Source organism: Actinomadura sp. 3N407 (assembly GCF_052245875.1).
Classification (GTDB): domain Bacteria; phylum Actinomycetota; class Actinomycetes; order Streptosporangiales; family Streptosporangiaceae; genus Spirillospora.
This window is the reverse complement of record NZ_JBQQBP010000002.1, coordinates 1-13,327: the sequence shown is the minus strand read 5'-3', so window position 1 is coordinate 13,327 and position 13,327 is coordinate 1. Positions and strand designations below refer to the sequence as shown.

The 13,327-nt window shown below is 72.2% G+C and carries 13 protein-coding genes; 4 read left to right on the top strand and 9 right to left on the bottom strand.

The features are described from left to right. Window positions 1-2: 2 nt before the first annotated feature. Genes ACTWPP_RS04165 through ACTWPP_RS04145 form a run of 5 tightly spaced genes read right to left on the bottom strand, consistent with a single transcriptional unit; the run spans window position 3 to window position 4,417 of the window. Window positions 3-986 carry a 3-oxoacyl-[acyl-carrier-protein] synthase III C-terminal domain-containing protein gene (locus tag ACTWPP_RS04165; protein ID WP_443102725.1) on the bottom strand — a complete coding sequence of 328 codons (984 nt, stop codon included), beginning with the start codon at window positions 984-986 and terminating at the stop codon, window positions 3-5. Between the two features lie 3 nt (window positions 987-989). Beyond that, window positions 990-1,253 (bottom strand): acyl carrier protein, encoded by a 264-nt coding sequence (locus ACTWPP_RS04160; RefSeq protein ID WP_443102724.1) that lies wholly within the window; start codon window positions 1,251-1,253, stop codon window positions 990-992. Window positions 1,254-1,292: 39 nt separating this feature from the next. Then, entirely contained in the window at window positions 1,293-3,065 is a 1,773-nt protein-coding gene (locus ACTWPP_RS04155; protein WP_443102723.1) for an AMP-binding protein, read from the bottom strand. Then, a complete protein-coding gene (locus ACTWPP_RS04150) occupies window positions 3,062-4,018 on the bottom strand; it encodes a diiron oxygenase (RefSeq protein WP_443102722.1) in 957 nt (318 codons plus the stop codon). The genes ACTWPP_RS04155 and ACTWPP_RS04150 overlap by 4 nt, the downstream gene beginning before the upstream one ends. 33 nt (window positions 4,019-4,051) lie before the next feature. Further along, window positions 4,052-4,417 carry a hypothetical protein gene (locus ACTWPP_RS04145; protein WP_443102721.1) on the bottom strand — a complete coding sequence of 122 codons (366 nt, stop codon included), beginning with the start codon at window positions 4,415-4,417 and terminating at the stop codon, window positions 4,052-4,054. A gap of 186 nt (window positions 4,418-4,603) precedes the next feature. Here ACTWPP_RS04145 and ACTWPP_RS04140 point away from each other — a divergent pair, with 186 nt between their 5' ends. Continuing rightward, a complete protein-coding gene (locus tag ACTWPP_RS04140; RefSeq protein WP_443102720.1) occupies window positions 4,604-6,055 on the top strand; it encodes a class I adenylate-forming enzyme family protein in 1,452 nt (483 codons plus the stop codon). A 54-nt stretch (window positions 6,056-6,109) separates the two neighbouring features. Next, window positions 6,110-6,397 carry an acyl carrier protein gene (locus ACTWPP_RS04135; protein WP_443102719.1) on the top strand — a complete coding sequence of 96 codons (288 nt, stop codon included), beginning with the start codon at window positions 6,110-6,112 and terminating at the stop codon, window positions 6,395-6,397. Between the two features lie 55 nt (window positions 6,398-6,452). Here the strand turns inward: ACTWPP_RS04135 and ACTWPP_RS04130 are convergent, their stop codons facing one another. Together ACTWPP_RS04130 and ACTWPP_RS04125 are read right to left on the bottom strand one after the other, a co-directional pair. Next, on the bottom strand, window positions 6,453-7,214 hold the full coding sequence (locus ACTWPP_RS04130; protein ID WP_443102718.1) for an aspartyl/asparaginyl beta-hydroxylase domain-containing protein: 762 nt from the start codon (window positions 7,212-7,214) through the stop codon (window positions 6,453-6,455). A 53-nt stretch (window positions 7,215-7,267) separates the two neighbouring features. Continuing rightward, window positions 7,268-7,645 (bottom strand): hypothetical protein, encoded by a 378-nt coding sequence (locus ACTWPP_RS04125; RefSeq protein ID WP_443102717.1) that lies wholly within the window; start codon window positions 7,643-7,645, stop codon window positions 7,268-7,270. Between the two features lie 172 nt (window positions 7,646-7,817). Here ACTWPP_RS04125 and ACTWPP_RS04120 point away from each other — a divergent pair, with 172 nt between their 5' ends. Further along, entirely contained in the window at window positions 7,818-11,471 is a 3,654-nt protein-coding gene (locus tag ACTWPP_RS04120) for an nSTAND1 domain-containing NTPase (protein WP_443102716.1), read from the top strand. Window positions 11,472-11,713: 242 nt separating this feature from the next. On the opposite strand, the gene ACTWPP_RS04115 is transcribed toward ACTWPP_RS04120, so the two are convergent. After that, on the bottom strand, window positions 11,714-12,022 hold the full coding sequence (locus ACTWPP_RS04115; protein WP_443102715.1) for a TetR/AcrR family transcriptional regulator: 309 nt from the start codon (window positions 12,020-12,022) through the stop codon (window positions 11,714-11,716). 81 nt (window positions 12,023-12,103) lie between these two features. On the opposite strand from ACTWPP_RS04115, the gene ACTWPP_RS04110 reads away from it, so the two are divergent. Further along, window positions 12,104-13,000, top strand: a complete 897-nt coding sequence (locus ACTWPP_RS04110; protein ID WP_443102714.1) for an alpha/beta fold hydrolase — start codon at window positions 12,104-12,106, stop codon at window positions 12,998-13,000. Between the two features lie 202 nt (window positions 13,001-13,202). On the opposite strand, the gene ACTWPP_RS04105 is transcribed toward ACTWPP_RS04110, so the two are convergent. Next, a complete protein-coding gene (locus tag ACTWPP_RS04105) occupies window positions 13,203-13,313 on the bottom strand; it encodes a TerB family tellurite resistance protein (protein WP_443103401.1) in 111 nt (36 codons plus the stop codon). Between the last annotated feature and the right edge of the window lie 14 nt (window positions 13,314-13,327).

Genomic DNA, 13,327 nt, shown 5'->3' with positions numbered 1-13,327 from the left:
TTCTACCCGTCCAACACTTCGACGACGATCACCTGGAAGTACGCGCCGTGCCCCAGTGCGACCAGCGCGCACCGGTCGCCGTTCCGCAGCCGTCCGGTCAGGTCGGCGTACTGGAGGGCCGACAGCGCGTCGACGGCGTTGTTGTGCCCTTGCGCGGGCTGGAGGTCGAGGCAGACGCGGTCGCGTTCGACGCCCGTCTCGCGGCAGAAGTTCCGCCAGAACAGGGCGCTGGACAGGTCGGGCATGATCCAGTCGAGGTCCGTGATCGCGAGGCCGGTCCGGTCCGCGGCCTCGCGCAGGGCCGCGGCCGTGTGCTCCAGGCAGGCTTGCGGGTAGCGCGCCAGTTCCTCCCGGGACATCCGCAGGGAGCGGTGGAACCGGTGGTCGCGCTGAGCCGCGCCGGACAGGTAGCGGTAACGGGGGAGGGCAGGGCCCTGCGCGGAGTGCACCACGACGGCGGCGGCCGCGTCTCCGGCCACGGTCACTCCCGAGACGATCCGCGCCGAGCCGGCGAAGCTGCCGTGGTCCCCGCCGAGCACCAGGACCCGGTCCGCCGGCCCCGCACCGGGCCGGTCGTGGTAGCGGCGGGCCATCTCCACGGCCCGGAGCACGCTGACGCAGTTGATGTGGGACACCCCGTAGAACTCCGCCTCCGGAACGCCGAGCGCGGCGCACAGCCGGCGGCCGAACCCCGGCCGCGTCGCGAATTCCTGGACGACCTGCGAGTGCCCGTACAGCACGAGGTCGGCGCCGAGTCCCGCGAGAGCCTCCCGGCCCGCCCCGACCAGGAGGTCCTCCATGCGCTCGCCGGGGGCGAGGGCGGGGGTGTCGCGCAGCCCGTGGAACCTCTTCGCCATCCGCCGCTCGAAGAGGCTGCGGCCCGCCCGCTCAAGGACGAGGTCGACGGGTTCGGTGCCCTCGGGCAGCCGCACCGCCACCCGGGACAGTCCCAGGGCCCCGCGCTCGGTATCCGGTGATGCGCCCATGGGTCACGCCGTGGCCGTCGTGACGAGGTGCCCGGTGACGTAGTCGGCAAGGGTGCCGACCGTGCGGAAGACCTCGATATCGAGGTCCTCGGGGTCGACCTCGAACCCGAGGGTGTCCTCAAGGTCCAGCAGCAGCGCGAGGGTGCCGGCCGAGTCCAGCCCCAGCTCCTCGTAGAGCATCGTGGTCTCGTGCAGTTCCGTGATCTCACGGTCGAGCGCCACGGTGAGCGAACGGCATATCTGCTCGATGATTCCCCTGCGTTCCACTGATCCTCTTCTCGGTCCGGCGCGGCGGCCTCGGGCGGCTCAGGCCCGGTCCGCCGCGGAGTCCCAGACTCGGTGGGCGGACGGAGCGCCCGCCGCCACCAGGTCCTGCCACATGGCGCGCCGCCTGGGCTTGCCGCTGGTGGTGCGCTGGAGCGTGCCGTGCGGCGTCAGCAGGACCGTCACCCGCAGCCCGGGCAGTTTGGCGGCCACGGCCCGGCCGACGGCGGCGGCCTCCTCGGCGGTGCAGTCCTCTACGGTGACGACCGCGGTGTCCTGTCCCGACAGGCTGCCGAGAAGGGCGACGGTCCGCTGCGGCTTGGGCGACGCGGCCGCGGCGATGGTCTGCACGTCGTCCGCGAACAGCCAGCGGCCCCGCACCTTGATGGCGTCTCCGGCCCGTCCGACGACGTACAGCTCTCCGCCGAGGATGAATCCCATGTCGCCGGTACGGTGGCGGTCGCCGAACGGGACGAGTTCCCTTTCCAGGTAGCCCGCCGCCAGGCCGTCCCCGCTCACCGCGATCTCCCCGAACACGCCCTCCGGCAGCGGCGCGCCGCCGTCGTCCAGGATCTGGACCCCCACCCCGGCGAGCGGGCGGCCGCACGAGATGAGCCGGACGGACGGACGCGGGTCATCGTCGAGACGCGCGTCACCGGCGGCGAAGGTCACCGGCTTGCCCGGTTCCAGCGCCTCCATGTCCACTACCCGGGTGGTGATCTTCTCCGGGCTCGGCCGTATGCCCGTCACGGCCAGGGTCGCCTCGGCCATGCCATAGGCCGGGAGCAGGGCCCGGTGCGGCAGGCCCAGCGGGGTCAGCAGCCGGTGGAACGCGTCAAGCACGTCCGGGTCGACGCGTTCGGCGCCGACGATGAGGCTCTGCAGGCTGCCGAGGTCGTACTTGTCAAGCTGGGCGGGACGCAGCCTGCGCAGCACGTGGCCCATGGCGAACGCGGGGAGCGCGGTCGCGGTGCCGCGCACCCGGGTGATCTCGGCGAGCCAGCGGTCCGGGGCCCCGATGAACTCCTCCGGCCGCAGGTACCAGGCCGCGGCCCCGCGGGCCATCGGCAGCAGCAGGCAGCCCACCAGGCCCATGTCGTGGAAAAAGGGCATCCACGACACCACCCGGCTGGCGCCGGTGATCGAGAGCCAGTCGTCCAGGGCGCGCACGTGCGCGTTCAGCGTCGGCCACGGAATCTGTACGCCCCGCGGCGCGCCCGTCGATCCGGAGCTGAACTGGACGAGCGCCACGTCGGGCGGCTCCGCCGCGGTGTCGTCCATCGGGGCGTCCTCGGGAGCCTCCGCCAGGACGCGGCAGCCGAGCGGGCGGAGGAGATCGTCGAGGAGCGGCGCCGGCTCCGGCGCGGCCAGCAGAGCCGCGGGGGAGATCGTGCCGACGATGGTCGTGAGGCGATCGGCCAGCTCGGCGGGGACGGCCGGCGCGACGATGGACGGTGTGGCGCCCGCGTGCAGGACGCCGAAGAGGGACATGACGAATCCGGGCGTGTTCCCGCCGATGAGGAGCACGATGTCGCCGGAGCCGATGCCGGCTGTCCGCAACAGGTGGGCGTTGCGGCGCGCTCCGGCCGCCAGCGCCGCGTAGGAGTACCCGGTCCAGGTGCCGCGGCCGTCGGAGAAGTGGACGGACTCGTCCAGGCCCGGATGGTCCAGCCAGCACAGGACGTGCTCGCAGCGCGGCGGCGTGGCCGGGCACTCGGGCGTGGGCCTGGACGTGGGCGTGGGCGAGGGCGTGCACGGCGACGGGGACGGGGGCGCGGTGCTCGCGGCGGCGATACGGCTCTGTGCGGTGGTCATGCGTTCACCTCTGCGGGGACGGCGCGCGTCAACTGGAGCTGCGCCAGGTGCGCGTGGACACCCGGGGTCAGCAGGCCCACCTTGGCGAGCGAGGTGATGATCTTCGTGAACATCACCCGGCGGAAGTCGATCATCCGCTGATCCCGGAGCGCGTAGGCGGCGCCGTCCGCCGCGTTCACCTCCAGGCGCTGCCAGATCTCCTCCAGGCGGAACCTGCGCGACATCAGCAGCGCCGCCTCCTTGACGAACTCCTCCCGCTCGGCCTTCTCCCGGGAGGTCAGCTCGCCGTAGATCTCCCGGAGGGCCAGCACGCCGAAGGTCACGTGCCGGGCCTCGTCCCGGGCGACGAGCCGGGTGAGCTGGGCGATCACGGGATCGAAGGAACGGCAGCTCTCCAGCCTGAACGCGGCGAGCGCCAGCCCCTCGACGATGATCTGCATGCCGAGAAAGACGATGTCCCACCGGCTCTCGGTCACCACCGTGTCCAGCATCCGCTTGAGCGACGGGTTGACCTGATAGGTGTTGCCGAGCAGGCCGGCGTAGCGGGCGTACGCCTCCACGTGCCGTGCCTCGTCGGCCACCTGGGCGGCCGCGTAGAACTTGGTGTCCATGTCGGGGGCCATCGCCACCAGACGGCTGGTGGCCAGCAGGGCGCCCTGTTCACCGTGGAGGAACTGGCTGGTCATCCACGAGTGGAACTCCCACTGGAAGTCGGACCACCGCTCGGGCGGGACGGGGGATCCGGCCCGTTCCAGCGGAAGGCCGGTGCCGAGGAGTTCGACATGGCCGGGCGTGCCCACGCCGGCGTCCCAGTCGATGTCCGTCGTGGCGTTCCACTGCGCCGCCTTGCTCCGCTCGTACAGGGCGTGCAGCCGTTCATCGGACCGCCCGTAGTCCCAGACGAACCGCGTTTCGGCGTCGTCCGACCGTCCAAGGTCGTCGGCTACCGTCACTCCCCGCCTCCCAGCTTCTCCGGATGCCCGATGTCAACTCGTCCGCGCGAACGTGGAGATGAGGCTTCCCGCCCCGTCGACCTCGCTCCATGTGGGGACCGACGCGCGTCCCCGGGCGATCATGTCGAGGGTGAAGTCCTCCAGATCGGCGACGGTTCTCATGACCGGTGAATCCTCGATGACGAACGGCTCGAACTCGAATATCTCTTCCAGTGCGAAGGTCAGTTCCACCTCGCGCACGGAGTCATAACCCAGCTCGTCCAGCAGGATGTGCCCGGGCCGCACCTCCGGGGATTCCGCGGGGGCGATTTCGCCGACCAGCCTCCTGATGAATTCGCGCACCAAGGCCTCTTCGTTCTCGGAACTGGTCCCGCTGCGGTCCCCGATTTCATCGGGCATTCTCAAGTCCTCTGCACTCGGCCTTCTCCTGCCGCATTCCCGGCTGGCTCAGATCTACCAGTTCCGCTGGGCGGCGGTGAAGCGATGTGGCGACAATTCGCCACGGGGCCTTCGATGGTCCGCGCGCAAAATATTGTGGCAACCGGCTTTGGACGATCCGGAGGGAGTTGAAGCACCTTGTTCCGCTTGCAGACCACGGCGGCCCGCCGGCTGCTGTCGCTGGCGCGCACGGCGCCCGCCCGTCCGCTGCTGAGCGTCGCGGAGCCGTCCGGCGAGTGGTCCTGCCACACCGCCGGTGAGCTGGCCGGCAGGGTGGTGGCGACGGCCCGGTTCGTCCTGGACGGCGGATGGGAGCCCGGTAGGCACACCGTTGTCGCGCTGCCGAACGGCGAGGGGCTGATCCGGGCCGTCCTGGCGTCCTGGATGCTCGGCGCCGACCCGCTGATCCTTCCGCCCGGGGCGACCGGGCTTGAGCGCAGGACCCTCGGCGCGGAACTGGGGGCGGCCTTCGCGGACGCGTTCCCGCTGGGGGAACGGGAACTGGCCGCGGCGCTGGAACACGGCTCGACCGCGTCGGACGAGCGGCTGCCGGCGCCCGAGCCGGACGTGACCTGGCACCTGCCGACGGGCGGTACCACGGGCCTTCCCCGGCTGTATCCCGTCGTCCCCGGCCCCGGCCGGGCGCTCGGCGGCGCCCGGGAGCTCATGCGGGCGGCCGGCTGGCACCGTGACGCCGTGCAGCTCTCCGTGGGACCGCTGTCGCACGCCGCACCCCTCATGACCTGCATGGCCGGCATCACCGGTGGAGCCCATGTGGTGCTGCCGGGGAGACTCCACCCCGCGTCGCTGCGGGCGGCGGTCGAACGGTTCCGTCCCACCTGGTGCCAGCTGACGCCGCACCAGATGGCGCTGCTCGACGCGAGCGGACCGCTCTGGGACGCCCTGAGCTCCTCCCTGACGGGGATGATGCACGCGTCCGCGACCTGCCCGGACGATGTCAAGCGGCGCTGGATCGCCCGGCTGGGCGGCGACCGGGTGCACGAGATGTACACCTCCACCCAGATGACGGGCTGGACGTTCTGCGACGGCGACGAATGGCTGGCCCATCCGGGCACCGTGGGGCGGCCCTTCGGGTCCACCGAGGTGCTGATAGCGGACCGGGACGGGAGACCGCTGCCACCCGGCGAGGTCGGCGAGGTCTTCATGCGCAGCCCCTGGACCCGGGCCTTCGATGGCGCGGCTTCTCACCGGCTGCGCGGACGTGGTGACGGCTTCTATTCCGTGGGCGACACCGGCCGCACGGACGGCGACGGCTACCTGTACCTCACCGGCCGCCTGGACGATGTCGTCCTGGTCGGCGGCGCGAACGTGAACGTGCGCGAAGTCGAAGGCGTGCTCCTGACGCACCCGGGCATCGCGGAAGCGGTGGTGGTGCGGCGTCCGGACCGGCTCCTGGGGGACGTCCTGCATGCGCTGGTCGTCCCCGCCGACCCGGAGGATCCGCCGGGCATCACCGCCCTGCGCGAGCACTGCCGGGGCCTGATCTCCGCACACAAGATCCCGGTGACCGCCGATGTCGTCGACGCCCTTCCGCGCTCGCATTCCGGCAAGGTGGAGCGCTTCTGGCGCACCGAATGACGCATGCGCAGTTCCCTCCGATCATCCGCAGACGCACAGAGGAAGAGGATTCCGTTGCCGACACATCCCGCCCGCACGGTCGACGAGCCGCTCTCCGTCCTGCTGGACCTCGCGTACGAGGTGCTGGGCATCCGCTGCGATCCCGGCGAGAACTTCTTCGACCACGGCGACTCGATGGCCGCCACCCAGCTGTGCGCTCTGGCGGCCCGCCGGCACGGCTGGACGGTCACGGCCCGCGACATCTTCGCCTGGGAGTCCTTCGCCCTCCTGGCGGGGATGATCGAGCGCGTCGAGGACGAGCGCCGGGCGACCGCAGGCGCACCGGGCCGGGGGGCCGCGTGATGCCCGGTTCTCGGGCGCCCGGCGCTCGGACGCCCGGCGCTCGGATGGCCCGTACTCAGCGGGCGGTGGTGGCCGCGGCGGCGCGTTGCTCGAGGCGCCGCAGCAGCATGCGGCCGTAGAAGAAGCGTGCGAGGTAGGCGAAGAAGCGGTTCGCGGCGTGCTGCATCGCCGGCATCGGCCTGAGCACGTCCACGATCAGCACCACCCGCCGGTCCGCGCTGTTGTTGATCACTTCGTGGTTCCAGCTGTCGTCGAAGAGGATGCCGTCCCGCTCTTTCCACGTGTACAGGTGATCGCGGATCCTGATGCCCGGCGGGTTGTCGGCGGGCACCTCGATGCCGAGGTGGTATCGCAGGTAGCCGTAGTAGGGGCCCTCGTGCGCCGGGATCGACTTCCCGGGGTCCAGGATGGAGAAGCTCGCCTGGAACAGGTTCGGGACCTTCCGCAGGGCCGCGACCGTCCTCGGGCACAGTGCCGCGTTCTCCTCCGCCTCCTCGCCCATGGCGACCAGGTAGAACATCCGCCAGTCGTGCGGCGTGGTCGCGGAGATGTAGTGCTGGAGCGGGTCGAGCTCATGGTAGGTCGGCATTACGGCGACCTGTTCGGACGCGGCCAGGAACTCGCTGCGGATATCGGCGAACGCCCGCTCTATTTCACGCAGTTCGGGAACGGCCTCGTCGATGTCGAAAACCACCGGGCGCGCGGCGCCCCCGGCCGTCTTGCAGAACCACTGGTTGAGGCGTCCGAGGAGATGGACGAACAGAACCGCAGAATATTGCATCAGGTGTTTCTTGAGCTTCCCCGAAAACGCAGCCATGCGACCTCCAATACGGTACTTCGGCAATCTACGGAACCCAATCTGCACGGCGACTATATGGGCGGCCGCAGGCCGGCGAACGGGCCGTGGCTAGAACTCGCCAGTGCCTGCGACGCCGCGGCGGCCGCGCACCCGCAGTGGTCCCGGTGGCTGCGGCGCGCCAGCTCCGCCCCGCCCTGGAACCGAGTGGCGGCGTTCAGATGGCCGAGAAGCTCCGCCACGCGCCGGCTGAAGGTGCGGGGTGAGAGCCCCAGCGTCCTCCTGGCCGCCTCGTCCGTCTGCGCGGACAGCAGGGCCTCGACGACCGGGAGCAGATGATCGGGTATCTCGCGCGGAAGCATCTCCTGGGCGGACCGGCCGAAACGGCAGGACCACGCCGCCCCCGGCGGCAGTGTGCCGACCGCCGTGCCCTCCGCTTTTCTCTGTGCCACCAATGCCTTCCTTCCCCGTGGCGGACGCTGACCCTTAAGGTCTAGGGCTGTCGCGACATGTCCGAAACGGGTCGTCGTGGGCTCCGGACAACGTCCGCGGACTCCGGACAATCGGTTCTGGGGCCACGGCGGCGATATGGAGGGCTGCACGTTGGGGCGGTCTGAACAGCCCGTGGATCCGCTCGCCGGTCCCGTCGAGCGGCTCGCCTGGGAGCTGCGGCAGATCCGGGAGCGCGCGGGGCGGCCGAGCTACCGCGAACTCGCGCGCCGCGCGCACTTCTCCCGGAGCACCCTGGCCGAGGCCGCCGCCGGGACGCGGCTGCCGACCCTTGAGGCGACCGTGGCGTACGCCGTCGCCTGCGGCGGCGACCGCGCCGAATGGGAGCAGCGGTGGCGGCTGGCGGCGGAGCAGGCCGAATGGTCCCGGTGGCGCTGCCCGTACCCGGGCGCGCTCCCGCTGGGCGCCGACGACGCGGAGCTGTTCTCCGGCCGGGACCGCCTGCTCGACGAGCTGCTGGAGGCCGTGCGCGGGTCATCGCTGACGGCGGTGTCCGGAGCCTCGGGCAGCGGCAAGTCGTCGCTGCTGCGGGCCGGGCTGGCGGCGCGGCTGACCGCCGATGGCATCCCGGTCACGCTGCTCACTCCGGGTGCGCACCCGGTGCCCGCCCTGCGCGCGGTCGATGCCGGCACGTCCGCCGTGGTGATCGTCGACCAGTTCGAAGAGGTGTTCACCCGCTGCGCGGACGATCGGGAGCGGGCCGGTTTCCTGGACGCGCTGAGCGCGATGGCCGCCGCGGAGGACGGCCCTCGGCTGGTGCTGGGCATCCGCGCCGACTTCGTCGGGCACTGCACCGCGCACCCGAGCCTGGCCACGGCGCTCCGCGCGGGCGTGCACCTTCAGGTCGGGCCGGTGACCGAGCGGGAACTGCGCGCCATCGTCACCGAGCCCGCCGAACGCGTCGGGCTGAGCGTGGACCCGGAGCTGGTGACCACGGTGCTGGTCGAGGCGTCCGACCAGATGGGAGCGCTCCCCCTGGTGGCGCAGGCCCTGCGGGAGACCTGGAGCCGGCAAGAGGACGGCACCCTGCGGCTCGCTGACCACCAGGCCGCGGGCGGTGTGACGGGAGCGATCGCGCGGATCGCCGAGAACCTGCACGCGGATCTGGCGACCGGCCGGAGGCACCTGCTCCAGGCCGTCCTGCTGCGCCTCACCGCGCCGGGCGACGGCACTCCCGACATCCGCCGCAAGATCGAGCGGGACGAGCTGACCGGCATCGGCGCCCCCGGAGAGGTGGCCGCCGTCCTCGACCGGCTCGCCGCCGCCCGGCTCGTCGTGGTGGACCGCGATACGGTCGACCTCGCACATGAGGGGATCATTCACTGCTGGCCCAGGCTGCGGGAATGGCTCACCGCCGACCGGGAGAGGCTGCTGCGGCACCGGCGGCTCACCCTCGACGCGGCCGAATGGTCCCGCAACGGGCGCGGTGAGGACTACCTGTACCGCGGCGACCGCCTCGCCGCGTGGGACGACGAGGGCGTCCCCCCGCTGAACGAGCTGGAGCGCACGTTCCTGGCGTTGTCCAGGGCGCATGCGTCCGCCGGGCGGGCCCGGGGCCGCCGCCGGACCCGCCTGGCCTTCGGCGCGCTCTCGCTCACCGCGGTCGCGGTCGCCGCGCTGACCGCGCTCGCTCTCGTGCAGATGGGAAACGCCGACACCGAACGCGATCGAAGCACCTCGGTGCGGCTCGCCGCGGAGGCGCGCCGCCAGCTCCAGCAGGACCCGGAGCTGGCACTGCTGCTGGCGATCGAGGCGTACGAGACCGAAGCCACCCGGGAGTCCGACCTCGTGCTCCGCCAGGCCACCGCCGACGCGCGGCTGCGCGGCTCCCAGCCGTCCGGCCTGGACAGGGCCGAGGGGATGACGGCGACCCCGGACGGTCGCCGGATCGCGATCTGGGGGTCCGGAGGGAGCGCCGGCGGGCTGGTGATCTGGACCTTCGACGATTCCGCTCCGCGGCGCATCGATTACGCGTTTCCGCCGGATCGCACGCGCCGCATACGGAGTGCCGCCTTCAGCCATGACGGCCGGCGGCTCGCCACGGGAAGCTCCTCCGGTGAGGTCGCGCTGTGGGATCTGGAGGCCGCCGGCTCTCCCACGGTGCTGGGAACCGTCGAGGGCGGCGTGCACGGCGTGAGCGTCAGCCGCGACGGCAGGGTGGCGAGCGCTCACGACGACGGTGTACGGATCTGGGATTCCGGGACCGGCGAAGGCGCGATCAAGTTCCGTCCCCCCGGCCGCGCGGCGCGGAGTGTCGCCTTCAGCCCCACCGGCCGGCTGCTCGCCACCGGGGGAATCGGCTCACCGTTGCACCTTTGGGAAATGACCGGTGACCGGCCACGGTCGCGGCGCGCGGCCGCACGAGGCGGGCCCGCGCAGGTGGCCGTCAGCCCGCACGGGCCGTGGGTCGCGACCGTCGAAGACGACGTGGCACGCGTCTGGGACGGCCTGGAGCGACCGGACGGTGACTGGACTCCGCAGGCCGAGTTGGACGACCATGCGCCGAGGCTGAACGGCCTGGTGTTCAGCCCCGGCGGCGACCGCCTGGCGACCTACGGGGCCGACGGCGTGATCCGCGTCTGGACGACGGGCAGCGACGTCGACCCGCTGGTCCTGCGGGCGCCCCGGCTGGATTGGCGCGGCGCGGCGTTCGCGCCGGACGGGAAGTCGCTGGTCGGCATCGACGCGGGCGGTTCCCTGCGACTGTGGGACGCCTCGGCGGGTGATCCGGCGCCGAGCGAGGGCAGACTGCTGGCGCTCAGTTCGGACGCCGCCACACTGGCGGTCAGCCGGAGTGCCGGTTCGATTCTCCGCGCGCGAGAGATCCGCATCGATGTGTGGACCACGGCGGGCACCACGAAGCCGACCGAAGTGCGTGGTGAGCGCGACTCCGGATTCCTCGTCGCGCTGAGCCCGGACGGCCGGCGCATGGCGGGCGTCGGCAGGGCCGGGACGCTGAGCCTGTGGGATCTGGCCGCCAGTGGCGCGCCCGCCGCGACGCCCGCGGCCTTCCCCGGCCCACCGGCGAGCCTGGTCTTCAGCTCGGACGGAAAGCGGCTGGCGGCGGGCGGGCACCGCACGGAGCCGCGAGTATGGCAGGTGCCGGCGACCGGCAACCTGACCCCGGTCACCGGCTGGGAGACCCAGCCCAGCGCCAGGGCCGATGGCGACGTGGCGCTCAGCCCTGACGGCACCCTGCTGGCCGATGCTCGCGATGACCACACCGTTCTTCTCTGGGACCTCGCTCATAAGGGCGAGCCGAGAGTCCTGCGCGGCCATCAGGACGACATCACGGGCCTGGCCTTCAGCCCGGACGGAGGGCGGCTGGCCGCCGCGGCGGCGGACGGCGCCATCCGGCTCTGGGACACCGGAGGCCGGGGGGAGCCGGTCGCCGTCCTGCGCGGCGCCGAGAACCGTGTCCGCAAAGTTCGGTTCAGCCCCGACGGCGGCTGGCTCGTCACCAATGAGCCCGCGGGCCCCCTGCGGCTCTGGCGGACCACCGGCGGCGAACCGCTGGAACTGACCGGCTGGGGTGCGAGCGGCGGCCTCGCCGCCTTCAACCCGGACGGCACACGGATCGTCAGGGGACTCAGCCCGCCGCTGATCATCGGACGTGATCTGTCAACCGGTCTCGGCGGAAAGCTCGTCCGCATCCGAGCCTGCGAGGTATGCGGCCCCGGCGCACGAGTGCTCGAACTCGCCCGGACCCGCCGTACCCGCGAACTGACCCCCGAAGAACGCCGCAACCACCTCGGCCGGCCCCGTTGACCCGTGCTGCCGCGTCGCTCCCACGGGCGTATGCGCTTCCCGTGGCCGAAGTCGTTGAAGTCGGCGACCACGGACGTTGTCCCCCTTGGCGAGGGTGAGGCGGCCCGGCATGGGCAGTTCGCCGCCGGGGACGGGCCGGGGCCGGCACCGGCCGGCTCATGGCCTGCCGGCGGTGCCCGGCTCTCCGGTCGGCCCGCCGGGGCCGTCAGGGGCGCGGTGCACGACACCGGTGAGCAGGACGATCAGTTCCCGCCGGAAGGCGGCGACGTCGCCGGTGGGCCGGTCGGCAAGGCAGCGGTGACGGCCCGGCGGCCCTGCTCGACGTGCCGCCGCGCGAGCTGCAGCAAGATGGCGTCCTTGTTCGGGAAGTACTGGTAGAGCGACCCGATCGACAGGCCCGCGGCCTCGGCGATGCGGTTGGTCGTCCCGGCGGCGTAGCCGTGCTCGACGAAAACGCGAGCAGCCGCGTCCAGGATCCGCTCATCCGTCGCGGCCGACCGACTCTGACGTGGGGTTTTACGGGGGCGGAGCGGCCTGGGAGTACCGGGCATCGACGGGCCTGACGCGAGTAGAAAAGCGAGCAATCGCTCACTATCGTCGCGGTCACCGACCAACCGGCGCAAGGAGCGGTCATGGCCGTCGACTACCTGCGGTTCTTCCCGACGTGGGTGCGCGAGGCGGACGTCCCGCAAGCGGTGTCACAGTGGTGGCACTGGCGCGGCATGGACGTGCACCTGGAGCGGGTGGCCGACCCCGCCGCGCCGGTGAAACTCCTCGTCCTGCACGGCGCGGGCGGGTACGGGCACATGTTGCTGCCGTACGCGAGGCTGGTCGGGCCGGTGGAGGTGGTGGCCCCCGACATGCCCGGCTACGGGCGGACCCGCTGCAACGGGCGGCGCGTCGAGTATTCGACGTGGGTCGCTCTAGCCGCGGAGCTGATCCGGCGCGAGCGCGACGAGCGGCCGGTGCTGGTGCTGGGCGCCAGCGTCGGCGGAATGCTCGCCTACAGCGCGGTCGCCCGCGCGGGCGCCGACGGGCTCGCCGTGACCTGCCTGCTGGACGTGCGCAGCGCCGAGGCCCGGACGGCCGCCGCACGGTTCGGTCCGCTGGGCAGGGCCGCCAGGCCGGGCATGAACGCTCTGCGGGCGCTGGACGGCCTGCACATCCCGGTCAGGTGGCTGGCCCGGATGTCGGCGATGTCCAACCAGCCCGAACTGAACGCGGCGGTGGCGCGTGACCGACTCGGGGGAGGGGGCCGGGTCTCATTGCGGTTCCTGCGCACCTACCTGAACTCGGTCCCCGAGATCGAGCCGGAGGAGTTCACCGCCTGCCCGGTGCTGATGGTCCACCCGGCCGCCGACCGCTGGACCCCGGTCGAGCTGAGCATGCCGTTCTTCGACCGGCTGGCCGCCCGCAAGCGCCTGGTCATGCTGGACGACTGCGGGCACATGCCGGTCGAGGACCCAGGTCTCGGCCGGCTGGCGCGGGCTCTGCGCGAATTCACCACCGCCCCGGCCACCGGCCGCTAGTCCGGCGGGGCCGCCCGCTGCCGTTCGGCGGCCACGACGGTCACCTGAATGGTGCCCGAGCCGAACCACGGGCAAGGCGGAGACAATCGTCCGGAGCGGTGTGTGAACGTCGCCCACCTCCGCGCCAACCTGGACGCGTTCCTGGACAAATCGATCACGCGCCGGCGTCCGTCATCCTCTGAGTGGAGCGGGCGGGTGCGGGTCAGAGTTCGAATTCGGCGGGCGGGAGACCCACGGCGTGGCAGGCCTCGCGGACGACGGCCTTCTCGTTGTCGTCGAAGTCGCCGTCGGCGCCGCCGATGACGATGCCGATCTGGATGACGGCGC

Coding starts and splice junctions, on each gene's coding strand:
- ACTWPP_RS04165 (WP_443102725.1), bottom strand. CDS start 986: ATGGGCGCATCACCGGATACCGAGCGCGGGGCCCTGGGACTGTCCCGG.
- ACTWPP_RS04155 (WP_443102723.1), bottom strand. CDS start 3,065: ATGACCACCGCACAGAGCCGTATCGCCGCCGCGAGCACCGCGCCCCCG.
- ACTWPP_RS04145 (WP_443102721.1), bottom strand. CDS start 4,417: ATGCCCGATGAAATCGGGGACCGCAGCGGGACCAGTTCCGAGAACGAA.
- ACTWPP_RS04130 (WP_443102718.1), bottom strand. CDS start 7,214: ATGGCTGCGTTTTCGGGGAAGCTCAAGAAACACCTGATGCAATATTCT.
- ACTWPP_RS04115 (WP_443102715.1), bottom strand. CDS start 12,022: ATGCCCGGTACTCCCAGGCCGCTCCGCCCCCGTAAAACCCCACGTCAG.
- ACTWPP_RS04110 (WP_443102714.1), top strand. CDS start 12,104: ATGGCCGTCGACTACCTGCGGTTCTTCCCGACGTGGGTGCGCGAGGCG.